Raw genomic sequence first — 25,657 nt, forward strand, 5'->3', positions numbered from 1 at the left:
ATCAGGTCACCGTAAATGTGTTGTCGACATAGATTTCCGCGCCGTTCACGAAACTCGCATCGTCGCTGGCGAGAAACAGCGCGACGGCGGCCACCTCATCGGGTTCGCAAATCCGACCCTGCATGTTTTGAATGTCGTTTTCTGAGGCAAAAACACCGTAATGACGAAGCTGTTTGATTTCTTCGTCGGCATGTTTCGTGCGCACGAAGCTGGGGCAAATCAGATTGCAGCGAATGCCGGAGTCGCGGAATTCGACGGCAATGGCGCGGCAAAATTGGTGCATGGCAGCCTTGGACGCGCAATAGATCGTCTCGAGCGGGGAGGCCGATGTGGCAGAAGTTGAAGACGTATTGAGGATGATGCCAGACCCCCGCTCCAACATGTGCGGCAAGACCGCCTGCGTCATCAAGAACACGCTTTTGGCATTATGATTCATCAGTTCATCCCATTCGGATATACTGATTTCGAGCAGCGGTTTCGCTATGATCCTCCCGGCGTGATTAAACAGGATATCGATCCGCTCATACTTGTCCAGGACGCTATCGACGGCGTCCGAGACCTGGCCGTCTTGTGACACATCTGCTTCCACGAAGGTGACGTCGAAGCCTTCGCCGCGAAGCGACTCTTCAAGTTCTCTTCCCCTTTCAGCATCACAATCCAGAAACGCGATATTGGCTCCGTTTCGTGCAAACAGATCTACACTCGATCGGCCGATCCCGTTGGCGCCGCCGGTTATGAGCGCAACCCGGCCGGTCAGGTCGGTCATTCGCGTGCTCCCCTCAGGTCACTGTGCCAAGCTTCTAATCGCATATGCCTTTCCAAACTGGGTGCGTGACTGCTGATTAGCGCTTCGTCACAAGTGATACGGTTTCCACAAACTTCCTTATCGACAATGCCAATAAAATGCACGTACCCGGCTCCGCTGAAGATCAGTCACCCAAGTTCAGGGCAGGTTTCGCATTCGCAAAATGCACCGTTTTTCCGTGCATTCACGGAACTTTGACACCCGGAGTCAATTGGCAATTGACATAATGGTCGAATGGTACGATTATCAGACCTTAATACCTGAACAGGTGAAAACCAGTTCTCTAAATGGCGGCGCAAGCCCGCCAAATGAAAACCGAAGGGGAGGGCAACACATGCGAGGCCATTTTAGAAAACCAGCGGAATTCGTCTTGATGCTGAGCGCATCTTGCTCGGGCCTGGGCGTTTCGGCTGCTTGGGCGCAAGCAGAACCCGCGGCCGAAGAGGAAGGCAATGTCATTATCGTGACGGCCAATCGTCGCGAGCAAAATGCGCAGGATATCGGCATCGCCGTTACGGCGGTGGGCGGTGACTTGGTCGGCAGCCAGAATCTTGTACGGGCCGAACAACTCGACCGCCTCATACCTGGATTCGTCGCCTCTCCGAACTCCGGTTCGTCGGTTTCAACCTTCAATATTCGGGGTGTCGGCCAGTCCGACTTCGCGCTCCACCAAGAACAACCCAATGCCGCCTATCAGGACGGCGTATACATCGCATCGGCGGACGCGATCGGCGCACCGCTCTACGACCTGCAGCGCGTGGAGGTGCTGCGGGGCCCGCAGAGTACCTTATTCGGCCGTAATGCCACGGGCGGGTTGGTGCAGTTTGTCAGCAATAGGCCGACCTATGATTTCAATGGTTCGTTCCAGGCTACCTACGGCAGCGAGAACCTGGTGCGCCTGCAAGGCATGGTGAATGGCGGACTTTCCAATTCCGTCGCCGCTCGTCTGGCCGTCTATTATCAGGAGAGGGATGGCTTCATCGAAAACCGCATTGGCGATGACCTGTTGGCGGAGCAGACTTTTGCGGCGCGCGGACAGCTCGCCGTCGAGCTGAATGAGGATACCGATTTCAATTTACGCATCGAAGGTTTCGATCAGGAAGGCAACTCTTTTGCCGGCAAACATCGGGTCACATTCCTCGACGCTGATGGAGTGAGCCAGTTTGCTCCGCCGCCGGCGACCGACGCGTTCGGCTTTCGCGATCTCAATCCGGATCCAACGGTCGTTTCGGTCAATCAACCGGGCATTATCGACAAGCAAGTTTACAATATTGCCGGAACTTTCACGCATGATTTCGGCGACGTAACCCTGATTTCGATCAGCTCATATTCGGACGTCGATTCGGTCTATCTGGAAGACACCGATTCCTCACCGTTCGATAACGTCAATTTCGGTGCGTCGGCCAATGCCGATTATATCAGTCAGGAAATCAGGCTGGAAGAATCGGCCGGCGCTTTCCGCTGGACGGCAGGCGTCTACTACCTCGATATTGGGGGCGACTATACCGTATTTTTCGACCTGCCCAGTTCGTTTGCGCGATATGACGCCGATTATTCCTTGAATACGACCTCATACGCTTTTTTCGGTCAATTCGAATATGACATTACCGACCGGCTCACCTTCATTCTTGGCGGCCGCTGGACCGAGGACGATCAGGACTTTGTTTATCAAGGTGCGTGTTCGAACCCGCCCACTGCCCCGACGGCCTGCCAAGATGTTTTTTTCTTGGGCCTGACCCCCGGTCTCACCGACGCCAACGGAAACCCGGTTGTCGGCGATATCGGCCAGTTCGAGTTGAACCAATCCAACGGCGACTGGACCGGCAGAATTGCATTGGAATTTGATGCAACCGACGATTTTCTGCTGTTCGCAAGCATCAGCAAAGGTCTGAAAACCGGCGGTTTCACCGCACCTTCTGATGGCTTATTGAGCGCACAAGAGCTGGCGTTCGAACCGGAAGAACTGTTCGCGTATGAAGCGGGCTTCAAGTCAACTCTTGCGGACGGACGCGTCCTCTTCAACTCCAGCGTCTACTATTATGACTATGACAATTTCCAGACCTTCGAGTTCAGCGGTATCACATCGACAGTGCTCAATCGTCCTGCCGAAGCGTTCGGCGGCGAAGCCGAACTGATCGTCACGCTCGATCCGGGGTTTCAGGCCAATCTTGGCCTGTCTTACAATGACTTCAAGGTCGACAATATTGTGACGCCAACCTCCGGACCGAACGGGGAAACGCAGCGGCCCGTCAATGCCCCGAACTGGACGGCCAATTGGACCATCACGAAAGACTTTGACCTCGGCGGCGGCCTGGTCTTGGAGGCGCTGTACGGCGGCCGCTACACTTCGTCCCGTTTCTACAATGTCGTCAATGTCCCTGTCGTGCGCGGAGGCGCGTTTACGCTTCACGATGCGAGCCTCACTTTACGCTCGGATTCGGGTTGGTTTGCCCAAGTTTTCGCCAACAACATTACCGACGAAGACTATGTCAACTTCTCGTTCGACCTGACGGGCTTTTTCGCCAATTCACTTGACCATATAGGCGAAGGCCGCGTGATTGGGGCAACGCTCGGGTTCGAGTTTTGATCTCAAAACGGCTGCCCGCTTTCGGCCTTCTGCACGATTTCGATGTTCGGCTGAGAGTTCAAATTATTCGTGCGCGAGCGATAGGTCACGCCGCCATGACGCTTTAATTGCCAAGGATTTCATGATTCCAACGACCAATAATCGTCGGCGCTTTTACGACAAAGGTGTGCTTATATCAGGTGGCGCCGGCGGTATAGGCCGGGCGGCGTCGCTTCGGTTCGCAGAAGAAGGCGCCAGGTTGGCGATCATCGACTGCGATCTCGAAGCGGGTCAATCTTTGGCTGCCGGCATCTGTGAAAAGGGAGGGAAGGCAGCCTTCTTCCAAGCCGATGTTTCCAATGCGCAGGAAATCGATACGGCGATCGCTGAAAGCGCCAAATTCCTCGATAATATAGATGTGCTCTACAATCATGCCGGCACGGTCGTCGTCAGCCCTTTTGCCGAAACCACCGATGAGGAATATGACGAGCTCATGAACATAAATGTGCGGTCAGCCTTTCGCGTGTGCCGCCAGGTCACCCGTCTCATGCTCGGCTCTAACGGTGGCTCGATAGTCATATCTTCTTCAATTTGTGCAACGAGAGCTTTTGAACTTGAATCGGTCTACTGCATGTCGAAAGCGGCTTTGGTAATGCTCGCAAAATGCATTGCGACGGAATATCGGCACAACAACATCCGCGCCAACGCGGTCTGCCCAGCCTTCGTCAATACACATCACGGTCTCAAGGAAATCGAGGCGTTCAGGGGACGAGGTATCGATTGGAATGAAACCTCGCTGAAGGAATTGCAGGTTAGAATGTGCGATCCCGACGAAATCGCGCAGGCAGTGCTGTTTCTGGCTTCGGATGAAGCAGGTTTCATCAACGGTATCGATCTTCACGTCGACAACGGTTGGTCCGCTCATGGAGGATGATGCCTCCGATCGGCCAGCCGAGCGCCGGCGATAGGAATTGGCGAATATGCGGGACACCCCCTCCCTCCGCTCCTTGTTGCCGGAAAGCCCGGCGATGCTGCTGGCGGCCTTCGCGGCATCCTATGGCGTCGGTTTTCTTGCGATGCTCGTTCTGCCGTTTCTCGTCGGCGCGGCCATGGATTCTCTTGGCCTGACAGCGGCGCAGGCGGGGCTGCTTGGAACCGCCGAATTTATTGGCGTGATGATCGGCGCTTTCGCGGTTGCCTCATCGATCGGAAAACTGCCTCGGCGCACGCTCGCCCTTGCGGGCACGGTCTGTGCAATTGCGGGAAATGCCGCCTGTGCGGTTGCCGACTCATACACGCTCATCCTGATCGTCCGGCCGTTCGTCGGTGTCGCCACCGGATTGGCGCTCGCCAGCGGCAATGCCACAGTTGCAAATGCACGCGACCCGGAACGCATGGCCGGACAAATGGCGTTCCTGTTCGTGATTTTGATGATCATCACGACCTATCTATTCTCTTATGCCGCCCAGCGATGGGGGTACAACGGTACGTATGGAGCCATGGCGGCGACGATGCTGGTGATGCTGATATTCATAACCCGCCTGCCCCAGCATCCGCCGGCTGCTTTGGCTCAAGACGTTGCGCCGCGCCGCAAAGGGCAGGGAATCTTCTCCCTGACCGGACTGTTGTTGCTGGTTGGCGCGTTCTTTTTCGCCTGGCGCGACATGATGCAGTGGAGTTTTATCGAACGTATCGGCATGGCCGCCGGATATTCCATCGGCGAGGTTGGGGAGTTGTTATCCTTGCAAGCCTTTGTTGGTCTGCTCGGTCCAGTTCTCGCCACGATACTGGGATCGAAGATCGGACTTCGCATCCCTGTTATGTCCGGTATCCTCGCGACGGGCATCGTAACGTTTCTGGTGATCCAGTCCGCAGGCGACGAGGAACTCTACGCATTTTCCGTGATGGGCGTCGCGATCACATACTTCTTCGCCCTGTCCTATTTGACCGCACTGGCCGCGGAAATCGACCGAGAAGGGCGTGTCGTTGCGGCGCTTGGCAGCTTTATGATTGGAGGCGCGGCTATCGCACCGGTTACGACCGGATATTTGATCGATTTGGGTGGATATCAGCTCATCGGTCGTTTCGTCATCCTGATTGTGGCGCTGACCGCATTTTCGATCGCCATGGCGCTGCTCCGGATGCAATCGAAGGAAATGAGCGGACCTCAATCCGCGTTGAGTGAGAAAAGCCGGTCTGCGTGAACCACCGATATGGTCATTTGGCTGTCGCTCGCTCGACCGGCCGTCCGTCAAGCAAGTTTTCGGTTAGGCGAAAGACGGAACCCCGCGTGAGCGAGATCTAATGTTTGGAGGTGATGCAATGAAACTCGGTCTTTTGGGTCTCGGGAATATGGGCGCCGCTCTGGCAAAGGCTTTCACCAAGAAAGGCCATGAGGTGGTCGGCTGGTCGAGAAGCGAAGCGACACGCAAAATCGCCGCAAGTTTCTGCGACGTTCGCGATACGGTGGACGCGGTCGTTACGGCCACCGATCTGATTATCGTCTGCCTTCCTGACTATGGATCTACAGTCGCGGCCTGTGACGCGGTGGAGAAAAGCGCCTGGGCCGGCAAGACCTTTGTCCAGCTGTCTTCCGGATCGCCCGAGGACGCGCGCGCGACCGATCGTTGGGCGAAAGAAAGGCAGCTCTCCTTTATCGATGGCGCCATTGCCACCTTTCCCGATCGGATCGGCGCGCCGACAACGGCAATATTCTTTTCCGGCGATCGCACGGCATATGATGCCTGCGATACGGTGCTCAAAGCGCTGGGTGGACGCAATGTCTTCGTGTCTGATGCGGTGACCGGCGCAGCTGCTTTGGATCTGGCCTGGTTAAGCCTCTACTACGGCGTTTCGCTAGGCTTGCTGCACGGCGCGGCTTTCTGTGAAACGGAGGGTGTCAAACCGGTAGCGTTTTTCGCCGCTATGCCGTCGTTTATCCCGGAAATTGAGCACGCCGCACGGGAATATGACGAAATGATCGCCCGAGACGATTATCGCGGCGATCAGGCGGCGCTCGCCGTGCATGTCGCCGCCATGGAGCATTTGGCATCCTCTGCCGAGCGTACGGGCCTTGATACACGTTTTACCGATTTGCTCCTGTCTCTCTACGGCGAGGCTGTACAGAAAGGCGATGGAGAAATGGAGATCGCGGCCGGCATCAAGGTCATACGCAACACCCGATAGAAAAGCGTCTTCTCCAAAATGGCAGCAAACGTCCGCGCGGATGCCAACGCCAATAGCCGTTCGACCCGTGCGCAGAAAAAGCAAGGAATCACGCCGCTGCGGGTTGACGCCCCGGAATCGGTACGTCGGCCTGCGGCAATGGCGGCTTGCCCAAAATCATGTCTGACGCTTTTTCCGCGATCATGATCGTCGTAGCGTTGGTATTCGCATTTACGATACTCGGCATGATCGAGGCATCGACGACACGAAGTCCTTCGATCCCATGAACCCTGAGTTCGGAGTCGACCACGGCGTCTCTCCCACTGCCCATCTTGCAGGTTCCGCAAAGGTGAAAGTCGCCAGCGACATTGTTGCGCAAATATTCGATCATCTCCGTGCGCGTACCGACATGCGGACCCGGTTCAATCTCCTTGACGCCCAGGCCCTTGTGCGCCGGTTGTGACGCTACTTCCCGGCCCATCTCAACGGCACGCCGCATGAGATGCAGATCGTAATCGGTGGCGAGGAAATTCGACAGGATGCGCGGCGCCGCACGAGGATCTCTCGAAGCGAGTTTGACCCAGCCCACACCCTCGACGCGCGACGGCCCGATACAGTAAGTGAAGCCATGCAAACCCGGTTTCACGCCATCGTCATGATCCATCATGATCGGCAGATACTGAATTTCGACATCAGGATGCGCGACGGCTGGATCGCTTCGCATCAGCGCGCATGTTTCGACATGGTTGGTCGCTCCGGGCCCCGTATGGGTGGCGACCCATCGTGTGCCGGCATAGGCCATCAAATCGGGACGCATATATCTGCTCATCGAAACCGGTTTTTCGATCTGGAATTTCATATAGACCAGCGGGTGGTCCTGAAGGTTTTGCCCTACGCCCGGCAGATTCACTTTGCATTCGATACCGAGCGTTTTCAGTTCATCTTCGGGGCCGATCCCGGACAGCATCAGGAGTTGCGGTGAGCCGATAGCACCGCTCGCTACGATGACCTCTTTCCGAGCAAGCGCAGAGAACCCGCTCTTACCAGCTTTCTGAAAATTTACCCCCGAAACGCGGTTGCCTTCGATAATCAGCCCCTCCGCATGAGCACGATCCACTATTGTAAGGTTGGATCGTCCGCTATTGGGTCGAATATAGGCCTGCGCAGCCGAAGCTCTTACGCCGTTGCTAATGTTTGCCTGGAGAGCGCCGAACCCTTCCTGACACTCTCCGTTAATGTCATCCGTCACCGGGTAGCCAGCCTGTTTTCCGGCCTCGACAAAAATGTCGTATAGCTCCGTAGGATAGTTCCCCTTGCGGACATAGACAGGGCCGGAGCCTCCGCGATAGCGTGTTTCGCCGGCTTCCCATGTTTCAAGCCGTTTGAAATAGGGCAAGACTTCGCGCCAAGACCACCCCATCGCGCCTTCTTCGTTCGCCCATCTTTCAAAATCGAGGGCATGGCCGCGAATGAAAACCATACCGTTTATCGCGGATGACCCTCCAAGGACCTTCCCACGCGGTTGAAAAATCCTCCTATTGTTGAGCGTGGGCTCAGGCTCGCCTTGGAACATCCAATTATATTTCGGATTGCGCCATACATTGTCGAAAGCCGCCGGCATCTCGATTTTCCAGAAATCGAACAGATTGCCTCTGCTCGCGCCCGCCTCGATGAGAAGTACGGAATTTGCAGGATCTTCGGACAGTCGTGCTGCGAGCGTACAGCCCGCGGACCCACCGCCGACGATTACATAGTCGAATTCTTTCATTTTATCGGCGTTGATCATGTTGGCGCAGCCTTTTTTCCGTTATTGGCGCAATGTTTTTGCCGGGTTCATATCCGCGGGAAGCAAGCCGGCGATCACCGGCAAATCGCCGCGCGCATGGCCGCGGCGATTTCGTTATCGACGCTCACGGGGCCGCCGGACACGCCGACGGCTCCGATACACAGGTCGTTTTCAACTATCGGCAAACCGCCACCGAAGGCGACGAAAGAACCGCGCGTACGGATGCTTTCCAGGCCAAATATTTCGCCGCCCGGCTGAACGTCGGCGCCAAGGTCCGCTGTCGGAATGCCGAATGCACTTGCCGTAAACGCCTTGTTGATCGCCAGCTCGATAGTGCCGTGCATCGCTCCGTCGCTGCGCGCGAACGCCATCAGGTTTCCGCCCGCATCGACGACCGCCATGCATGACGGTTCGTTCAGGTCAGATGCTTTCGCAAGCCCGGCGCGCAGTGCTGCCATGGCTTGCTCCATCGTGATTTCTTTCATGATTTTCCTTTTTTGGGCAGCGCGTTTCGGACTGGTCTGGCGGGAAAGCCATTCATCAAAAGAGAATTATCGCCAACAGCAACAATGGTCTAATATATAGACCATTTGAGGTCTAATCGTTGCACAAGCTGCGGTCAAGGCTCGAATATCGTGCCCGGTCTTGGAGAGTTTGCGATCAAGCCGCTGACGCGCGGTCGTAATTTCAATAGACGCCAAGCTCATGATGTTGGCGCATGAGTTCATGCATAACCATCGTTTGTCGGCATGGTCGTCTTCGGCCAATTTGATGAAGCGTTATTAGAACTTAGCAAGCAATCGGCCCGTGGTGTTGCACCTTTTAAGAGGTAATCAAGAAGTTGAACGGCCTTTGCTGTATATGGAGCACATACGATGGATATGTCCTACGATTATACACCATCAGAGAAAGTACAGATTTTTCTCTCAAATATTAACAATACAAAATATAATCGCGAAATAATTACAGGCGTCAAGAAATTCATCGACGGTGATGTTCCCGATGACATGAAGTCGTTTTACTCGCCCGAAGAGCTGAAAGAAATTTCGGATCTGGATGGTTCAAGCCGGGATGTGCAGGCCCGTATGCCGGTGAAGATCACGCGACACTATTTCGAACAGGCCAGGCACAGCAAATCGCTGCAAAGGCTGATCAAGGCCAGCCCCAATGAGACTCTCAATCTGGAAGGTGCTGAAGATCCGGGCAAGCAAATGAGCTACAGCCCGCTTGAAGGAATGATCCACAAATATGAGCTTGCCCTGCTCTATGTCGCCTCGACTTGCTCGGCGCACTGCCGCTTTTGTTATCGCGAAGAGCTCATCGCCAAGAAGGAGGTCACACGTCCTGACGGGACGGTCGCGCCGAAGGGCCTTGCACGTATTCCGGAAGTCCATGGCTATGTGAAAAAGCACAACGAGATCGTCGCGGCCCATGGCGGCCGACATCCGGAAACCGGCCGCGAAAGGCTCCGTGAAATTCTGATGTCGGGCGGCGATCCCATGGTGTTGGGCAACCGCAACATTGCCCAGTGGCTATGCGCCTTGGCCGAAGCTGGAATCGAGTCAATTCGGATTGGAACAAAGGAACTGGCGTTCTTCCCGGCTCGTTTCGATGAATCCTTTCTCGAAATGCTGGATGGCTTCCACGAGCTCTTTCCCGAGGTCAACCTCCGGTTGATGGTCCATTTCAACCATCCGGACGAGTTTCTGAAGAAGGATGAGAACGGCACCTTTATGGAAAATCCCGAGGGCGGATATGAATGGCTCGACGATACGCGCGCATCGGTCAAACGGCTGCGCGCGCGAAACTGGATCAACATCGATAACCAGGCGCCGATCATCAAGGGGATTAACAACGATCCGGACGCGCTGCGCATCATGCAACGCGAACTGAAGCGGAACGGTGTCGAAAACCACTATTTCTTCTGTGGACGCGACATTGTCGGCTACAAAGCGTTCAATGTGCCCATCGAAGAGGCTTGGCGCATCCTGAATGAGTCACAAAAGGGCCTTTCCGGGGTCGAGGCGCATGCTCGCCTTTCCATCACGCACTACAAGGGCAAGACCGAGGTTGTCGCCGTAACCGACGAGAGCATTCCGGGAGTCCCCGGTGCTCAGAAAGGTGTCGTAATCTTCAAGCTCTTGCGCTCGGCAGCCGACGCGAAGGAGCGGTGCAAGGTGGCAATCGTCGGACGCAATTCACAGGCTATCTGGTTCAGCGACTATAACGACCGGGTGGTCTTCGACGAAGCGGGGCTTTGGTCGATGTACGATATCGCTCCTATGTCTTTGCAACACGCAGCCTGATCGACAGGGGCGCTGCCATGACGTTCGTTGTCACCGAGAACTGCATCAACTGCAAATATACCGATTGCGTCGAGATATGCCCGGTTTCCTGCTTTTACGAAGGGCCGAACTTCATCGTGATCAATCCGGACGAATGTATCGATTGTGCGCTTTGTGAACCAGAATGTCCGGCAGAAGCCATCGTCCGAGACTCCGACTTGGCGGAAGATCAGGAGAAGTTCCTCGAACTCAATCGGGCATTATCAGAAATCTGGCCGAATATCTACGAGCACAAGGAACCCCTTGCGGAAGCCGACAAATGGAAGGGCGTCCGTGGCAAGGCAGAGTATTTGGAGCGCTAATATGAGGAGCGAGAGCCTGCCAAAGAATAGCCCTATGTCGCAAAGCGTACGGCACTAGAATGATCGACAAGATCGTCCCATCGGCCAACGACGCCGTTTCCGATATATTCGATGGAGCAACGGTTATGATCGGTGGCTTCGGGGCCGCCGGGAGCCCGGTCGAGCTCATTCATGCGTTGGTCGATCACGGAGCACGAGACCTGACGATCATCAACAACAATGCCGGGTCCGGACGTGTGGGCATCGCCGCGCTGATCGAAAATAATCAAGTGTCGAAAGTGATTTGCTCTTTCCCGCGGACTGCAGGCTCGGACGCCTTCGCGAACAAATACCGCTCCGGAGAGATCGAGCTCGAGCTGGTACCGCAGGGCACCCTCGCCGAGCGGATCCGGGCGGCAGGGGCAGGCATCCCGGCCTTCTACACCCCGACCGGGGTCGGCACCCTGCTGGCCCAGGGGAAAGAAGCGCGTTGTTTCGACGGGACAGATTATCTCATGGAACGCAGCCTTTCGGCTGATTTTGCGCTCGTGAAATCTCGCCAATCGGATCGTTATGGCAATCTCGTTTACGATAAGACGGCCCGGAACTTTTCCCCGGTAATGGCGACAGCGTCGAAGACAACAATCGTGCAGAGCAGATATCTATGCGCGCTCGGCGCCATCGATCCGGAGCATGTGATCACGCCGGGCCTTTATGTCGACAGAGTCGTGGTGGTTCCCAACCCAGTCGACGAAGCCGCACTTATCGATGAGGGAGCCGTATATCGATGAGCGCGCAGCTTAACATTATTGGATGGTCGCCAGATGAGATGGCCGAGCGCTGCGCGCGGGACATCCCCGATACCGCGATCGTCAATCTCGGAATCGGCATGCCCGAGCGCGTAGCGTCATTTTTGCCGGAAGACCGGGAGATTCTTTATCATACGGAAAACGGCTTGTTGGGAATGGGCCCGCCCCCAGCGCCAGGTGAGGAGGATCGCAACCTGATCAACGCTGGCAAGCGTCATATTACGACGGTGCCGGGAGCCGCCTATTTCCACCACGCCGACAGTTTCGCCATGATCCGGGGCGGCCATGTCGATTTTTGCGTTCTCGGGGCCATGCAAATTGCCGAAAATGGCGACATTGCAAATTGGTCAACCGGAGCACCGGGTGCGATCCCCGCGGTGGGTGGCGCTATGGATCTCGTCGTTGGGGCCAAGCGCATTTTTGCCATCACGAAACATTGCACGAAGAATGGCGCGCCCAAGCTGGTGCAGCGCTGCTCGCTGCCGCTCACGGGAAAAGGTGCCGTAAACCGCATTTATACTGACCTCGCCGTGCTTGAGGTTTCCGGCGAAAAATTCAACCTCGTCGAATGCGCGCCCGGCGTGACCGCCGGGGACGTTCGATCGAATACCGACGCAGAAATTGTCGTTTGAGGTGGGCGGCAGCATGCGCACCACCGAAACGATTGGAACAAGGGCCAGACTCCCATGGGTATACCCAATCAAGAACTGCTCGCGCACAAGCCGTTAAATCGGTCAGCGGCTATTTACGAACGGGCCTTGAGGGTCCTTCCGGGCGGTTGCAGCCGAAATGCGATCTTGCGCCAACCGCACCCCCTTTATGCATCTCATGCGTCCGGCTGCATGATCACCGATATCGATGGCGTTGAGCGGATCGATTTCGCCAACAACATGACGGCAATGATCCATGGCCATGCCGATCCGAGGATTGGCGAGGCCGTCAGCAAACAAGTTGAAAAAGGGACAGCATTCAACATCGGCACAGAGGTCGAGATCGACTTCGCAGAACATATGGTTTCACGCTCGTCCAGCTTCGAGAAGATCCGCTTCGTCAATTCGGGCACCGAAGCCGTTATGGCTTGCCTTAAGGCCGCGCGCGCATTCACGGGCCGCCCCAAAATCGCCAAAGCGGAAGGGGCATATCACGGACTTTATGATTATGCCGAGATCAGTCAGACCGCGCAGCCTTCGAATTGGGGCGAAATAGATCGCCCGAATCCGGTGCCTGTTTGTCACGGCACGCCGCCCAAAGCGCTCGAAGATGTGGTTGTCATCCCTTTCAACGATGTCGAGAGGTCTATCGCAATTTTGAACGAGCAGGCCGAAGATCTTGCTTGTGTACTGATCGATCTGATGCCGCATCGCGCCGGTCTCATTCCCGCGACGGGCGAATATGTCACCGCGCTGCGTAACTGGACCAGCCGAAACGCCTCGCTGTTGGTTTACGATGAAGTAATCACCTACCGATCCAGCTATGGCGGCGCCCAGGAATGGTACCATGTCGATCCTGATCTCACCGCGATGGGCAAGATGATCGGCGGAGGCTTCCCAATCGGAGCTATTGCCGGCCGGGCTAACGTAATGGATGTGATGGATCCTTTTGCCAAGAAAGTGCTTTTTCCCCATTCGGGCACATTCTCGGCCAATCCGGTCAGTATGGTGGCCGGTCTGACAGCCATGCAAGTTTTTGATGCCGATGCTGTCGAAGCACTTAACGCGCTCGGCGAATATACGCGGGACACGCTCAGGGCCGTTATTTCAGACGTTGACGTTCCAGCCAGCGTGACTGGCAGGGGTTCGATGTTCAAGATTCACTTAAAGCCCCAACCGCCCGCTTCTTACCGCGAGGCCTATGCCCAACCGTCGGAAACCAAACTGCTTTCCGAGTTTCTAAATCTCCTTTTCGACGATGGTATCATCCTGATCAATTCCGGAGCGGGCACTCTTTCGACGCCTATGACGCGAGATGTTGTAGATCGCTTGGTTTTGACGGTTCGTTCCGCGCTACTGTCCATGCGCTCCCAGCTAGAGGAGCAGACGTGAATATGGCTTATTGACATTGGCACAAGAAACTGACCGGCATTATGATGCGTCTCCCATCGAGCGCGCCTTCCCGCTCACCCATTTCACACACATAATTCGTGCTAAAGGTCGGATGGGCGAACAGCTTCGGCTCACTTGCTCGATCGTCAACGCATTACCTGGTGGATATATCAGGGAAGATGGTTCGATATGATGACTGGAGAGTTAAGAAACCAGCGGCGCTTTTTACCGTCTTTCAATATATTGCGAAGCTTCGAAAGCGCAGCGCGCTATGGAAGTTTCACCATGGCTGCGGAAGAACTCAACCTCACGCAAAGCGCGATAAGTCGTCAGATCAAAGAACTCGAAAGCAATCTCGGAGTTGATCTTTTTAGGCGTGTTGGCCGCCGGGTGGAATTGACGGAAGCAGGCGCCACGTTTGCCGATGAGTTATCCGTCGACCTTGAACGCATCCGACAAACCGTTTTCCGAGCGATCACGGCGGGCGAAAAGAGTAAGTCCCTTCGAATTGCGACGTTGCCGACCTTCGCGAGCAGATGGCTTATTCCACGGCTTCCCGACTTTGAAGCCCTTCATCCCGACATACATGTCAACCTTCTTACCTGTCTTGAACCATTTGATTTTCGACGTGAGAATTATGATGCCGCGCTACATTTCGGATTGGCCAACTGGCCGGAGACAGACATGCAGAAACTGTTTGCTGAGAGCATGCTTCCGGTCGCGTCCCCCGCTTTTCGCAAGCGGTTCAATATTGACGATGCTCAATCGCTGCTGGCTGCGCCGCTAGTTCATCTCGAAACACGGCCAGCTGCTTGGAATGAGTGGTTTGAGCTAGCAGGAATACGGGGCTTGGGCGCGATAAACGGAAAGCAGTTCGGACAGTTTTCGATGATCATTTCCGCCGCGACCAATTCAATCGGCGCGGCGCTGCTCCCGAGTTATCTGATCGAAGAAGAATTGCAGGATGGCAGACTGGTATCGTTGAGCGGCATTCATTTGAGAACCCAAAACGCGTACTTTATCGTCAAACCGGAGGGTTCGATATCTCCTCAACTTCTGGCGTTTTCGAACTGGTTGCAGTCCATTGGCCCACCGCAAAAAATGTCATGATACTGACTGGGTGATGGACAATATCGATAGCCCGCCACCGCCCAAGGCCTTGCCCGCCGCACGGCCGGCGGCAGCCTGAAATCCCCTCCAGCATCGCCTTCTCAGGCGTATAGGCGTGGAATACCAGCCGAAATGGACCTCGGGCGTGGGCAGCGAATTATCCGTCGCTCCGCCTGTCGGTGGGCTCTCCGATACCCGCGTAATATAATTCTCGTCAGCATCTGCGATCGCATCCCGACTGCCATGCGAATGGCGATCAGACGGTATCGGCCGATCCCCGCCAATGATATCCCCGTACGACCGCGGGATATTCTCAACATCGTTGAAAGATGACGCGAATCTCTCTGTTCCGGAAACCGGATCCCAGCGGCCCAGTTCGAAGTCAGGCCGCCTGCCCCGCCAGCAACTTCTGTTCGATTTCCCCGGCTTCAGCGACCTCGCCATGGGTTTGAGGATGAAATCTTGGCCGGAAATAGGCTGCCCATGGCCGGCCGATCCGGCGGAGAATTCCTGGACGGCCGAACAGGAACGAGAACAGGCGCGCCCAAGCGGCTGGGGAACGAGCGATGCCATCGGTACGCATAAGCGCGACGACATGTTGCCACAAAAAGAGGTTGAACAAGATGGTAATGACGATCATCGCGCGTATCCGGATCAGATAAGCGCGAAACCCCGCACCTATGCTGTGGCGGAAGACGTCGAATGCAACGGCCCGGTGTTCGGACTCTTCAAGCGCATGCCATTGCCAAATCCGTTTGAAACGCGGTTCCGCGCCGTCGAGATGGGCCGGATTTGTAAGGAGTTCATAGGCGATGATGGCCGTAAAATGTTCTAGCGCGCAGGTGATTGCCAGCTGACGATGGGGCCCAAGCCTGCGTCTGGCAAAATCCAGGCGGTTCTTGGCGGCTCTCTCAAGCCGCGCCGCCGGATATCCCAGTCGGTTTAGGCGATCGTTATATTCGATATGTTCGCGCGTATGCATCGCTTCCTGGTGCAGGAATCCACGCACATCGGCCCTGAGATCCGGCGTGTCGACGACATGGGCGTAGTTGCGCACCGATTCCATGAAGAAACGCTCGCCATGCGGAAACATGATGGACAGAGCATCGAAGAATATCGTCTTTTCCGGACTATCGGAATGCCACCAACGTTGTTCGACTTCGCCGACTCCGAAGCGCAGGTCGCGCGGCGTGATATGTTGAGGACTTTCCATGGCCGTTCTCCAAACCGATGTCTAATGACAATATGTCACTACTGGGAATTCGGTGCCGGGGCAAGCTTATTTACACACTGTTACTAAAGAAAACGGGGATCCCGCCGGTCACAATCGATGGCTAAAAAGCGTCGCTTAGCAAGATGCGGTCGCTGCCGCGCGGAAGGCTCACAAGCATGCCGTCCCGGGCTATCGTGATCGGTCCTCCAAAAACGCCTTTGCTGCCTCTCAGAAAGGCGGGTTCCAGGAGCCTGGACGGCAGTGGCGGAACGATATGATAGAGGATCAGATGGTCCGCGCCCGCGCTTTCGGCGGCCCGCGCCGCGTCGCTCGGCGACGCATGATAGTCCTGAATGTCGGTCATGATTTGGGCGAGGTGCGGTTGGCCTGTGGCATCGAGGACATCGGCGATCCTGCTTACCATCCGGGGCTGGAGCGCGTCGTGCAGCAACACATCTACGCCGCGCGCGGTTTCGATCAAATCGTCGTTCAGAACCGTATCGCCGGAAATGAGGACCGAGCGGCCGGCATGGTCGATACGATAGGCGAAAGCCGGTCGCACGGGATCGTGATTGACCAGGACGGCACGGATCCGCGTATCGTCCGCAGACGATACGATACCGGGCTCAATTTCCTCCGCTACCGCGCCGAATCCAGACGGTGGCGCAATACCGGGGCCGTGATGGGCCGTGCGATAGCCAGCGTCGATTTCATAGGCGGTGTTGAAGCCCTCGACGACGCGCGCAGTGCCTTGCGGGCCGGCAACCGCAACGGGCGCCTGGTGCGTACCGTTGATCCAGCGTTGCAACATCATTTCGCCAAGGCCGTCGATATGGTCGGAATGCAAATGGGTAAGCCAGACGCGTTCGATGTCGCCGACTGGAAAACCCATCCGCGCCAGCGTACGGACGCCGCCGCTGCCTGCGTCGACGACGAAAGCGCGTTCGCCCGCGAGAATGCCGATGCAGGGACCGCCCCGCGCTGCGTCGGGCATCGGCGATCCGGTTCCGCACAGATAGATGCGCAAACCCTCGGCAAGATTTTCGTGTTCCGGCCGGTTGAGGTTCGTCGCCACCGCTCGATCGAACAGCGCCCATGACAGCGATTCCTCAAAAACGGCAATCAAGGCGAAAAACACGCCGACAAACGCAGCCACACCGATCGCAAGCCTTGTCCGCCCCCTCATAAGGCCGTGCGCCGGAAGAACCGCCGGATCCCGAATCGCCACAGCAACGAGATGATGAGCAGCACCATGCTTCCGAACAGGATCGGAACCCACCAATATTGTTTCATAAACCGATCGCGTGTGTTTGCATCGATCTGTTCGCGAGAATCGTATCCAGGCGGCATTTCCAAAACGCCCATGCGGCGCGCATATTCGGCATAGTCGACCTCCATCTCAGCAAGCAAATCCGGTCTTTCCGAAGCCAGATCCCGGGTTTCGCCGGGATCGAGAACGATATTGAAGAGGCGCCAGCGGCCATCGCCGAATGGCGGAAGGTTGCGCACGATCTTATAATCTCCCCGGTAGAGCGCGGCATTGCCCGCGACCTCGATGCCGATGGCATCGTCGCCGCGATATATGCTCTCATCGCCGTTCTGGAGGACCGGTAGGAGGCTCCGACCCGTTATCGGCACTCCGGCATCCGCTTCAGCACCGACTCCGGCCAATTCAAGCAGGGTGGGCGCGATATCCGTCACAAATGCACGGGCATCGATACGCCCACTCGCGACCCCGGGGCCCGCTACGACAAGCGGCACACGAACGCCGCCTTCGGATGCGTAAAATTTGAAGAGCGCGCTGGGGGACGCCGCAGCGCTCGCCCATTCGGGTCCTATAAAGCCGTAGCTTCCGCGCTCACCGATCCGGTCGGCGTCGAGCCGGTAGCCGTTCAGCATCAACCAGAGGCGCATACGTGCATCATCGTCGGCACGCGACGGTTCGGGGCCATTGTCGGAAGTGACGACGAAGACGGTGTTGTCGAGATCTCCTCGTTCTTCAAGATATGAGATCAGGCGTCCGACATGATGATCCATCGCCTCGAGCATGCCGGCATTCACCTGCATGCGGGCAGCGAGAAGCCGGCGGTCGGCCGGCGCGAGGCGGTCCCATACCCGAAGGCCTGCGGGCATACTGGCCAGCGGCGCGCCTCGCGGAACAAGGCCGAGTCCTTGCGCACGATGCCAGCGATCGATCCGCAGCGCGTGCCACCCCTCGTCATACACGCCGTCATAATTGTCGGTGAAATGCGGTGGCGCCTGCACCGGGATATGGATTGCCTGAAAAGCGAGATAGGCAAAAAAGGGTCGAGACCGAGGTGCCGCCACGCGGCGGTCATCGTCCAGATAGTCGATCATCCGGTCGACGATAAAGCGCGACGAATAGAAATCTTCAGGAAGTGTTGCCGGAACGCCATCCTCATACCACGGCGCTTCGTCATAGAATGGCATATACGATCTCTGTTCCCAATTATCCGCGCCCGAGGCGTCGAGTGCGAACGAGCGTTCAAAGCCATGGCTGTTCGGCAAATCCTCGGCGCCGCTGCCCAAATGCCATTTGCCGGTCATGTAGGTGCGGTAACCCGCCTGGCGAAGCCGATCCGCCAAGGTCAGCACGCCCGGTTCGAGCGCCATTGAATAGCCGGGCATGCCTGCATGTTCGGCCGGCAGTACCTCGGGAATCGTGGCAACGCCGGTGCGGTGATTGTCGATCCCGGTCAGCAGCATGGCTCGCGACGGCGCACAAAGAGGCGATGTCCGGTATTGGGTGAAAATCGCCCCACGCCGAGCAAGCGCGTCGATATTCGGTGTACGGGCCTCGCCGCCATACGCTCCGAAATCCATCAATGCCGCATCATCGACGAGGATGACCACAAAATTGGGTTGGAGCGAATGCTGTTCCTGCGCGGCCGCACCGGGTACGCCAAACAGGAATAGCACCGCCCCCAAAATTCCGGACATTTTGGCGACATGCCGGATCCATAGTACAGCTGCCGGGTACAGCATCTCACCGTGTCCGCAGCGATAATATGAGGAACAGCAGTATCAACGGCACGAAGCCCAGCATCAGATACGCCTCGGGCGGTTTGTGATCCGCCGTGACGCCCTTGGGGCCCCACATCACCCAGATGTGCAGGAGCCGCTCGGCCAACAGCAACAGTAGGGCCAGCGGAACGAGCGGGCGAAAGCGCAGCGCGATCGCGACCAATATCGCTCCCCAGACGATCTGCGTGGCTCCGGCCCATCCGAATAACCGCACCGTTCCCGCACCGCCCTCCGACAGCTCGATGCCGGCGATCACGCCTGCTCCGCCGTCGGGCAGGAAGGTATGGATCAGACCGGGAACCGCGGTGATCGCGCCCGCGGCGAGCAGAAACCATACCGATACCATTGGGCCTGCATAGCTGTCATTCGTGGAAGGCGGGATCAGCACCATCAGTTCGGCCAGTAGATATATTCGTCGTCGGGCCCGACCTGCTCGGCAAGCGTGCGGTCGACCGCAACCGGGCTTTCCAGCGTATAGGGATAGAGCGGCGGCCGAGCGGATTCCTGATGCGCATTTAGCAAAGCGCGCAGTTCGGCGAGCTTGTCGGGCCGGGCGCTAGCGAGATTGACCTGCTCGGTCGGGTCGGTGGCGAGATTGAAGAGCCATGCTTCATTCTGCCGTCCGTTGATCTGCAGCTTCCAGTCGCCCGCCCGCACGACCTGATAATAGCCGCTCTGCCAGAATATCGCGTCATTGGGCCGCTCGATGGTCCCGGTTCCGGTCGCCAGCGGCAGCAGGTTCCGGCCATCTATCGGTACGCCGTCGGGAAGCCGGGCGCCGCTTGCTGCAGCGAGGGTCGGCATCAGGTCGATATGCGCAGCCGGTGTGGTGATCCGTGTCCCCGGTGCAATGCGACCCGGCCAGCGGACAAACAGCGGAACGCGAATACCGCCCTCGAAGAGCGTGATCTTCCACCCGCGAAAAGGTGCGTTGACTTCCGGCAGGCCGAGATATCCGGCTCCACCATTGTCGCTGGAAAACACGATCATCGTGTTGTCGGCCAGTCCTTCCGCTTCGAGCCGGTCCATGATCCGGCCGACACTCCGGTCGAGCGCGCGGATCATGGCTGCGTAGACGCGGCGGCGATGCGGTTGGATATCGCCTACGGCCTCATAGTCCTCCCGGGTGGCCTGCAGCGGCGTGTGCACGCCCCAGTGCGCCAGATACAGGAAGAATGGCCGATTCCGGTTTGCCTCGATCACCCTCAACGCCTCGTCGGTCCAGTAATCCGTAAGGTAACCGCCGGGCTCGAAAAGCTCGCCGCTGTTGTAGGAGGTTGCGAAGTCTCCTCGAGCCCAGAGAAACGTGTCGATCGGATCGAAATCGAGCTTTGCATTGACCACGTCCGGATCGTCTTCGGGTAGATAGAGCATGTTTTCCATGAGCAAGCTCTCGTCGAAGCCCTGCGCGATCGGCCGCGATTCCGCACTTTGGCCCAAATGCCATTTGCCGATATGGACGGTATGATAGCCGCGTTCGCGGAGCACCTCGGCGACGGTGATCTCGCTACCAGGCAATCCCTGATCTTGGAACGAGGGCCCTTCTTCGGCAAGGGCGCGATTATACTCCACTGGTGGAAGGCCAGTATCCATATCGTTCGCGAATAGCGCGACGATGCGGCCCATTCCGTCGGGCGTCGGCGTGAATTCAAAACCAGTCCTGGTCGGATAACGTCCGGTCATCAGCATCGCGCGCGACGGCGCGCAGGTACCGGTGCCCGAATAGGCCTGTTCGAAAATCGCACCCTCGGCGGCGAGTCGGTCGATATTGGGAGTCGGCACGCGTCCTCCGGCAATACCTCCGCCAAAGGTCGAAATGTCGTTGATGCCGAGATCGTCGGCGAGGATGAAGATGATGTTGGGCGGACGTTCGCCGATCGGCACCTCTGCCGTTTCAGGTCCGGACTCCCAGGCTATCGGGCGGTTAGGGGCAATGTCGGGCTTGTCCATACCTGCAACCAGGTAGAGAATGATCTCGTTCCGGTTCGCATATGCGAACGCTCCGGCGATCGTTGCGACGACCAGCAGGACAATGAGGATGGTACGCCATGACATGACCGCAAAACCTTTCCACTGGAAATTGGCACTTACCATGCTAAAAGAAAATGGCAAGGTTCGGTAGTTCCGGCAGTCTCGTCGGGCAGCGGATACGATGGCAGGAAATCAGCGTAGGAACGAAACCGTATGGCAAACAAGAAAACGGGGCTGCTCGCCCCGGACAAAAACCGAGAGCGCACATCGGCTGATGGGCGGCGCGAACGCAGCCGGTCGAGCCGCGCGCGTATCGTCGATGCTTTGCTCCAACTCGTCGCCGCTGGTGAGGTTTCGCCGAGCGCGGCGCGAGTAGCGGAGACTGCAAAAGTGGGTCTGCGAACGGTTTTCCGGCATTTCGACGATATGGACAGCCTTTATCGCGAGATGTCCGAAGCGATCGAGGAGCGGATCACGGAAGTTTTGCTCCAGCCTTTCAAAGCCGACCATTGGCGAGACCGTCTGCTCGAATCTGTAGAGCGGCGCGCATCGGTCTACGAGATCATTATGCCGTATCGCGTGAGTGCCGACACCAAGCGATTCGAATCCGAGTTTCTGCAACAAGACCGGCTGCGGCTTTTGCGCCTCGAGCGAACTGCACTTGAGGCGACGCTTCCACAGTCCGTGCTGGACGATCGAGTCCAAACCAGAGCACTCAGCCTTATTCTCAGTTTCCAAAGCTGGCGCGCACTGCGCCAAGACGAGGAGCTTTCCGTCAGCGAGGCGAAAGCCGTTGTCGCGCGATTGCTGGCGAACGCCCTTTCCACCATCGACGCCTGAGGGATGCGGCGGCGGCTGACATTCTGCTTCATGGCTGCGCTGTCTGCTTGTGAACAGCCCGCTGATTTTCAAACCCAATCCGGTAGCGCTGCGCCTGAAGCATGCGCTCGGGATGTCGCAAAAATGGTTTGGATACCTGGCGGCCGGTTCATCATGGGCGAGGCGCCCCTCTACCGGGAAGAAGGGCCGCCTCGAGCGGTGGACGTGGACGGCTTTTGGATGCGGGCCCATGAAGTCACACAAGGGGAGTTTGCAGAATTTGTTGAAGCAACCGGCTATGTCACGGTGGCTGAACGCGCGCCTCCTCGCTTGCCGGGCGCACCACAGGAGATGTCCGAACCTGGCTCCGCGGTTTTCGCCATACCCGATCGTGACGATCCGAGATGGTGGCGCTGGGCAATCGGGGCCAACTGGCGGCAGCCGACGGGCGCAAATGATCGAACGCAATCGGTGTCCGCCCTGCCGGTCGTGCAGATCGCCTATGAGGATGCCGAAGCCTATGCCCGCTGGGCGCGTGGCGCACTACCCACCGAAGCACAATGGGAATATGCCGCACGGGATGGAGGAGGAGCGCAGCCCGAGCCCATCGGAGCGGACGGCCGGCCCCAGGCCAATTATTATCAGGGGATTTTTCCGGTGCGCGATCTCGGCGAGGATGGTTATAGCGGCCGCGCGCCGGTCGGATGCTTTGCACCCAATGATCGCGGCCTTCACGACATGATCGGCAATGTCTGGGAATGGACCAGCAGTCCGGGAGGGTTTTCGGCTCATACGCGGGTGATCAAAGGCGGGTCTTATCTCTGTGCGGCAAATTACTGCGCCCGCTACCGCCCCGCCGCTCGGCAATTCCAGGAAAGCGGGCTGGGCACCAATCATATCGGCTTTCGCATAGTCGACAATGACCGGCCTCCACCCGACGGTGCTTGAAACCGAGCGCACTATATAATATGGCATTATTAGTGTCAGTATAATCCTTGCGTCGAGGTCGTAATGAAAATTTTGAGGACCCCTGAAGAAGCTTTCGCCGAAATTCCCGACTATCCGTTCGCGCCAAAATATCTGTCGGTCGCGGCTGGCGATGGCGCCGATATCCGAATCCATTATGTTGACGAGGGACCGAACGATGCCGACCCAGTCCTTCTGATGCATGGGGAGCCGAGTTGGTCATACCTGTACCGGAAGTTCACACCTTTTCTGGCTGGCAAGGGTCATCGGGTTCTCGCACCCGACCTCATCGGCTTTGGCAAGTCGGACAAACCCGACAGTCGCGCCGATTACACCTATGAGAACCATGTAGCGTGGATGAGCGATTGGCTGACTTCGCTCGATCTGTCGAACATCACCCTATTCTGTCAGGATTGGGGCGGGCTGATCGGACTCAGGCTCGTTGCGGCCTTTCCGGATCGGTTCGCACGCGTCGTCATTGCAAATACCGGCCTTCCAACCGGAACGGGGATGAACGACGGCTTTCGCGAATGGCTCCAAATCAGCCAGACGGTCGATCCTTTCCCTGTCGGAACCATCGTCAATATGGGCTGCGTCCGTTCGCTTTCACAGGAAGAAATCGCGGCTTACGAAGCACCGTTTCCCGATGAACGGTACAAGGAGGGCGCGCGGCAGTTCCCTATGCTTGTACCGGTCACGCCGGAGCACGCTTCGGTTGCCGAGAATATCGAAACGTGGAAAGTTCTAGAATGTTTCGACAAACCGGTATTGACATGTTTCAGCGATCGCGATCCCGTTACAAAAGACGGCGAACAAGCCTTCATCGAACGAATTCCAGGCGCCGCGGGCCAGCCGCATCGGATAATCGAGCAGGCAGGGCATTTCCTGCAAGAAGACCGGCCCGAAGAGCTGTGTCAGATCATCGACACCTTCATCCGCAGTTAGGATCCGGCGTTGCACTACGAAAATGAAGTCATGCCGAACCCTGAGCGGCTACAGGAATTTCTGGGCGAGTCCGAAGACGGTCCCTTTGTCATGGTGAACCTGCTGAAGTTCAGGGACCAGGCGGAATATCCTGATGGTGCCGACGCCGATCTTAGCGGGTTAGAAGCTTATATGCGTTACGGCGCTGGCATCGGCGTCTGTCTTGACGCCGTCGGAGCGCGACCGCTTTTCACCGGCCCGGTGACGGGGTTGTTGCTGGGCCAGGTAGAGGAACTGTGGGACATGGTGGCGCTGGCCGAGTATCCCTCTCTGAACGCTTTCAAAACCATGATGACTTCGCCCGAATACCAGGAGATTTCCATCCACCGGACAGCAGGACTTGCCGGTCAACTGAACATCAAGACGAAGCCGATCTCATGAGACCCGCGGTTGTACCGAGTCAGAGGAGCCACTGAACATACGCGTTGCTCGTTTTGCCTTGCCGTCTCTTTCGTTCCTCCTGCTGTCATGCGGGGGCGATGAAGCCGCGCCGCCGTCGGCCGCGCCGAATATGCCGAATATTGCGCCTACGGCCAATGCCGGGCCGGACCAGGGAGTTGAAGAGGGAACGACTGTCATCCTCGATGCATCGGCCAGTAGCGACAGCGATGGCCGCATTACGCAGTACTTTTGGACTCAGTCCGGAGGACCAGCCGTCACGCTCTCATCGAGCTCGGCAACCTCTCCATCATTTACCGCACCAGCGGTTGATTCACCGATAACGCTCAGTTTTACCGTGCGCGTTACCGACGATGACGGGGCTGAGGCTGTCGACTCGGTTTCGGTTGAAGTTCGTCCTGTTCCATCCGGCCTTCGAGTGGTGCCTCTCACCCACGATGGCAAAGAGCGCGTTTATTCGATCTATACTCCCCCGACCTTCACTCCGAACAGCCCGGCAGTCGTCCTTCTGCATGGAGGTTCGCAAAGCATGCGCAGTGTGCTCGAGCCTGGCACCACAACAAGCCTTTGGCTCGAGATCGCGGACCGCGAAGGCCTGCTTTTACTGGTCCCGAACGGATATAGCCCCCAACGCGAAGATGGGCTGGGCGACAGGCAAACATGGAACGATTTGCGCGATGACGACAGTGGCCGCACGTCGCTTGAGGACGACTCCGGCTTTATTCTGGCGATGTTGACCGATGCCCTTACAACACGGCGTTATGATCGCACGCGCGTTTTTATCACGGGGTCTTCCAATGGCGGTATGATGGCAATGCGGATGCTGATCGAAGCGCCGTTCGATTTCAGCGGCAGCGCGGCGTTTATTGCCGCCCTCCCAGAGGAACCCGTGGTGCAGATCACGTCTGCGCCGCCGATCATGTTGCTCAATGGCACGGAAGACCCACTTGTGAAATTCGAGGGCGGCATAGTCTCAGACGGCGGAGCTCCGACGCGATCCGTCCTCGACACGGTAGACTATTGGCTGCGGGCAAGTGGGGCCAGCCGGGGGAACGCTACAAACGCTCTATTGCCAAATACCGTCCCTTCCGATGACTGTATAATCGCGGAAACGCAGTACCCGGCATCGGCCGGCACTGGCACGGCAGTTGCATATTATGAAGCGCGTGGCGGCGGCCATTCGATTCCTGATCCCGATCCGCCGGTGCGCGACCCGGCTGTCATTGCCGCCCTCGGGCCGCAGTGTCGTGATGCGCACGGCATCGAACTCGCTTGGGAATTTTTCAACCGAATAGCCGACCGCTAATCAAAGGTCGTTGATCATGGAAGGTGTGAAATGCTTGCGGTGTGA

At 57.3% G+C, this 25,657-nt stretch carries 23 protein-coding genes; 15 read left to right on the top strand and 8 right to left on the bottom strand.

Annotation, left to right across the window (positions count from 1 at the left end; translation table 11 throughout):
- Position 1: 1 nt before the first annotated feature.
- A complete protein-coding gene (locus tag HFP57_RS07680) occupies positions 2-766 on the bottom strand; it encodes an SDR family NAD(P)-dependent oxidoreductase (protein WP_176869233.1) in 765 nt (254 codons plus the stop codon).
- A gap of 265 nt (positions 767-1,031) precedes the next feature.
- Between HFP57_RS07680 and HFP57_RS07685 the strand changes: the two genes are divergently transcribed.
- From HFP57_RS07685 to HFP57_RS07700, 4 genes are all read left to right on the top strand, one after another.
- Positions 1,032-3,392 carry a TonB-dependent receptor gene (locus tag HFP57_RS07685; protein WP_176869234.1) on the top strand — a complete coding sequence of 787 codons (2,361 nt, stop codon included), beginning with the start codon at positions 1,032-1,034 and terminating at the stop codon, positions 3,390-3,392.
- Between the two features lie 121 nt (positions 3,393-3,513).
- The gene (locus HFP57_RS07690) at positions 3,514-4,305 is read left to right on the top strand and encodes an SDR family NAD(P)-dependent oxidoreductase (RefSeq protein WP_176869235.1); all 792 of its coding nucleotides are present in this window, start codon (positions 3,514-3,516) and stop codon (positions 4,303-4,305) included.
- Positions 4,306-4,351: 46 nt separating this feature from the next.
- The gene (locus HFP57_RS07695; RefSeq protein WP_176869236.1) at positions 4,352-5,575 is read left to right on the top strand and encodes an MFS transporter; all 1,224 of its coding nucleotides are present in this window, start codon (positions 4,352-4,354) and stop codon (positions 5,573-5,575) included.
- A 118-nt stretch (positions 5,576-5,693) separates the two neighbouring features.
- Positions 5,694-6,557 (top strand): NAD(P)-dependent oxidoreductase, encoded by an 864-nt coding sequence (locus HFP57_RS07700; protein ID WP_176869237.1) that lies wholly within the window; start codon positions 5,694-5,696, stop codon positions 6,555-6,557.
- A gap of 88 nt (positions 6,558-6,645) precedes the next feature.
- Here the strand turns inward: HFP57_RS07700 and HFP57_RS07705 are convergent, their stop codons facing one another.
- Both HFP57_RS07705 and HFP57_RS07710 read right to left on the bottom strand, forming a co-directional pair.
- Positions 6,646-8,322 (bottom strand): choline dehydrogenase, encoded by a 1,677-nt coding sequence (locus tag HFP57_RS07705; protein WP_176869238.1) that lies wholly within the window; start codon positions 8,320-8,322, stop codon positions 6,646-6,648.
- A 74-nt stretch (positions 8,323-8,396) separates the two neighbouring features.
- A complete protein-coding gene (locus HFP57_RS07710) occupies positions 8,397-8,807 on the bottom strand; it encodes a GlcG/HbpS family heme-binding protein (protein WP_218135090.1) in 411 nt (136 codons plus the stop codon).
- A 390-nt stretch (positions 8,808-9,197) separates the two neighbouring features.
- On the opposite strand from HFP57_RS07710, the gene HFP57_RS07715 reads away from it, so the two are divergent.
- The 6 genes from HFP57_RS07715 (at position 9,198) to HFP57_RS07740 (ending at position 14,909) form a co-directional block, all read left to right on the top strand.
- Complete coding sequence (locus HFP57_RS07715) at positions 9,198-10,628, top strand: KamA family radical SAM protein (RefSeq protein ID WP_176869239.1); 1,431 nt, start codon at positions 9,198-9,200, stop codon at positions 10,626-10,628.
- Between the two features lie 17 nt (positions 10,629-10,645).
- Complete coding sequence (gene fdxA / locus HFP57_RS07720) at positions 10,646-10,969, top strand: ferredoxin FdxA (protein ID WP_176869240.1); 324 nt, start codon at positions 10,646-10,648, stop codon at positions 10,967-10,969.
- Positions 10,970-11,028: 59 nt separating this feature from the next.
- Entirely contained in the window at positions 11,029-11,739 is a 711-nt protein-coding gene (locus HFP57_RS07725; RefSeq protein WP_218135091.1) for a 3-oxoacid CoA-transferase subunit A, read from the top strand.
- A complete protein-coding gene (locus HFP57_RS07730) occupies positions 11,736-12,389 on the top strand; it encodes a 3-oxoacid CoA-transferase subunit B (protein WP_176869241.1) in 654 nt (217 codons plus the stop codon). The genes HFP57_RS07725 and HFP57_RS07730 overlap by 4 nt, the downstream gene beginning before the upstream one ends.
- 54 nt (positions 12,390-12,443) lie before the next feature.
- Positions 12,444-13,799, top strand: a complete 1,356-nt coding sequence (locus HFP57_RS07735) for an aspartate aminotransferase family protein (protein WP_176869242.1) — start codon at positions 12,444-12,446, stop codon at positions 13,797-13,799.
- Between the two features lie 189 nt (positions 13,800-13,988).
- Positions 13,989-14,909 (top strand): LysR substrate-binding domain-containing protein, encoded by a 921-nt coding sequence (locus HFP57_RS07740; protein WP_218135093.1) that lies wholly within the window; start codon positions 13,989-13,991, stop codon positions 14,907-14,909.
- A 382-nt stretch (positions 14,910-15,291) separates the two neighbouring features.
- Here HFP57_RS07740 and HFP57_RS07745 read toward each other — a convergent pair whose 3' ends face one another.
- The 5 genes from HFP57_RS07745 to HFP57_RS07765 form a co-directional block, all read right to left on the bottom strand.
- Positions 15,292-16,122, bottom strand: coding sequence for a metal-dependent hydrolase (locus HFP57_RS07745; RefSeq protein ID WP_176869243.1), 831 nt, complete (start codon positions 16,120-16,122; stop codon positions 15,292-15,294).
- A gap of 121 nt (positions 16,123-16,243) precedes the next feature.
- Positions 16,244-17,278: an MBL fold metallo-hydrolase gene (locus HFP57_RS07750; protein WP_218135094.1), complete on the bottom strand. Its 1,035-nt coding sequence runs from the start codon at positions 17,276-17,278 to the stop codon at positions 16,244-16,246.
- A 26-nt stretch (positions 17,279-17,304) separates the two neighbouring features.
- A complete protein-coding gene (locus tag HFP57_RS07755) occupies positions 17,305-19,083 on the bottom strand; it encodes an arylsulfatase (RefSeq protein ID WP_176869245.1) in 1,779 nt (592 codons plus the stop codon).
- Between the two features lie 46 nt (positions 19,084-19,129).
- Positions 19,130-19,513, bottom strand: a complete 384-nt coding sequence (locus tag HFP57_RS07760) for a hypothetical protein (RefSeq protein ID WP_176869246.1) — start codon at positions 19,511-19,513, stop codon at positions 19,130-19,132.
- Between the two features lie 44 nt (positions 19,514-19,557).
- Positions 19,558-21,222 carry a sulfatase gene (locus HFP57_RS07765; protein WP_176869247.1) on the bottom strand — a complete coding sequence of 555 codons (1,665 nt, stop codon included), beginning with the start codon at positions 21,220-21,222 and terminating at the stop codon, positions 19,558-19,560.
- 129 nt (positions 21,223-21,351) lie between these two features.
- On the opposite strand from HFP57_RS07765, the gene HFP57_RS07770 reads away from it, so the two are divergent.
- The 5 genes from HFP57_RS07770 (at position 21,352) to HFP57_RS07790 (ending at position 25,612) form a co-directional block, all read left to right on the top strand.
- Positions 21,352-21,978 carry a TetR/AcrR family transcriptional regulator gene (locus HFP57_RS07770; RefSeq protein ID WP_246263487.1) on the top strand — a complete coding sequence of 209 codons (627 nt, stop codon included), beginning with the start codon at positions 21,352-21,354 and terminating at the stop codon, positions 21,976-21,978.
- A gap of 3 nt (positions 21,979-21,981) precedes the next feature.
- The gene (locus HFP57_RS07775; protein WP_176869248.1) at positions 21,982-22,905 is read left to right on the top strand and encodes a formylglycine-generating enzyme family protein; all 924 of its coding nucleotides are present in this window, start codon (positions 21,982-21,984) and stop codon (positions 22,903-22,905) included.
- Between the two features lie 63 nt (positions 22,906-22,968).
- Entirely contained in the window at positions 22,969-23,868 is a 900-nt protein-coding gene (locus HFP57_RS07780; protein ID WP_176869249.1) for a haloalkane dehalogenase, read from the top strand.
- 9 nt (positions 23,869-23,877) lie between these two features.
- Positions 23,878-24,288 (top strand): DUF1330 domain-containing protein, encoded by a 411-nt coding sequence (locus tag HFP57_RS07785; RefSeq protein ID WP_176869250.1) that lies wholly within the window; start codon positions 23,878-23,880, stop codon positions 24,286-24,288.
- A 130-nt stretch (positions 24,289-24,418) separates the two neighbouring features.
- Positions 24,419-25,612 (top strand): CE1 family esterase, encoded by a 1,194-nt coding sequence (locus HFP57_RS07790; RefSeq protein ID WP_176869251.1) that lies wholly within the window; start codon positions 24,419-24,421, stop codon positions 25,610-25,612.
- The last annotated feature ends 45 nt before the right edge of the window (positions 25,613-25,657 follow it).

The sequence above is a fragment of the Parasphingopyxis algicola genome (assembly GCF_013378075.1).
Taxonomy (GTDB): domain Bacteria; phylum Pseudomonadota; class Alphaproteobacteria; order Sphingomonadales; family Sphingomonadaceae; genus Parasphingopyxis; species Parasphingopyxis algicola.

Excerpts from the sequence above, each read along its gene's own strand:
- HFP57_RS07680 (WP_176869233.1), bottom strand. The coding sequence starts at position 766 with ATGACCGACCTGACCGGCCGGGTTGCGCTCATAACCGGCGGCGCCAAC.
- HFP57_RS07685 (WP_176869234.1), top strand. The coding sequence starts at position 1,032 with ATGGTCGAATGGTACGATTATCAGACCTTAATACCTGAACAGGTGAAA.
- HFP57_RS07690 (WP_176869235.1), top strand. The coding sequence starts at position 3,514 with ATGATTCCAACGACCAATAATCGTCGGCGCTTTTACGACAAAGGTGTG.
- HFP57_RS07695 (WP_176869236.1), top strand. The coding sequence starts at position 4,352 with ATGCGGGACACCCCCTCCCTCCGCTCCTTGTTGCCGGAAAGCCCGGCG.
- HFP57_RS07700 (WP_176869237.1), top strand. The coding sequence starts at position 5,694 with ATGAAACTCGGTCTTTTGGGTCTCGGGAATATGGGCGCCGCTCTGGCA.
- HFP57_RS07705 (WP_176869238.1), bottom strand. The coding sequence starts at position 8,322 with ATGATCAACGCCGATAAAATGAAAGAATTCGACTATGTAATCGTCGGC.
- HFP57_RS07710 (WP_218135090.1), bottom strand. The coding sequence starts at position 8,807 with ATGAAAGAAATCACGATGGAGCAAGCCATGGCAGCACTGCGCGCCGGG.
- HFP57_RS07715 (WP_176869239.1), top strand. The coding sequence starts at position 9,198 with ATGGATATGTCCTACGATTATACACCATCAGAGAAAGTACAGATTTTT.
- fdxA (WP_176869240.1), top strand. The coding sequence starts at position 10,646 with ATGACGTTCGTTGTCACCGAGAACTGCATCAACTGCAAATATACCGAT.
- HFP57_RS07725 (WP_218135091.1), top strand. The coding sequence starts at position 11,029 with ATGATCGACAAGATCGTCCCATCGGCCAACGACGCCGTTTCCGATATA.
- HFP57_RS07730 (WP_176869241.1), top strand. The coding sequence starts at position 11,736 with ATGAGCGCGCAGCTTAACATTATTGGATGGTCGCCAGATGAGATGGCC.
- HFP57_RS07735 (WP_176869242.1), top strand. The coding sequence starts at position 12,444 with ATGGGTATACCCAATCAAGAACTGCTCGCGCACAAGCCGTTAAATCGG.
- HFP57_RS07740 (WP_218135093.1), top strand. The coding sequence starts at position 13,989 with ATGATGACTGGAGAGTTAAGAAACCAGCGGCGCTTTTTACCGTCTTTC.
- HFP57_RS07745 (WP_176869243.1), bottom strand. The coding sequence starts at position 16,122 with ATGGAAAGTCCTCAACATATCACGCCGCGCGACCTGCGCTTCGGAGTC.
- HFP57_RS07755 (WP_176869245.1), bottom strand. The coding sequence starts at position 19,083 with ATGTCCGGAATTTTGGGGGCGGTGCTATTCCTGTTTGGCGTACCCGGT.
- HFP57_RS07760 (WP_176869246.1), bottom strand. The coding sequence starts at position 19,513 with ATGGTATCGGTATGGTTTCTGCTCGCCGCGGGCGCGATCACCGCGGTT.
- HFP57_RS07765 (WP_176869247.1), bottom strand. The coding sequence starts at position 21,222 with ATGTCATGGCGTACCATCCTCATTGTCCTGCTGGTCGTCGCAACGATC.
- HFP57_RS07770 (WP_246263487.1), top strand. The coding sequence starts at position 21,352 with ATGGCAAACAAGAAAACGGGGCTGCTCGCCCCGGACAAAAACCGAGAG.
- HFP57_RS07775 (WP_176869248.1), top strand. The coding sequence starts at position 21,982 with ATGCGGCGGCGGCTGACATTCTGCTTCATGGCTGCGCTGTCTGCTTGT.
- HFP57_RS07780 (WP_176869249.1), top strand. The coding sequence starts at position 22,969 with ATGAAAATTTTGAGGACCCCTGAAGAAGCTTTCGCCGAAATTCCCGAC.
- HFP57_RS07790 (WP_176869251.1), top strand. The coding sequence starts at position 24,419 with ATGCCGAATATTGCGCCTACGGCCAATGCCGGGCCGGACCAGGGAGTT.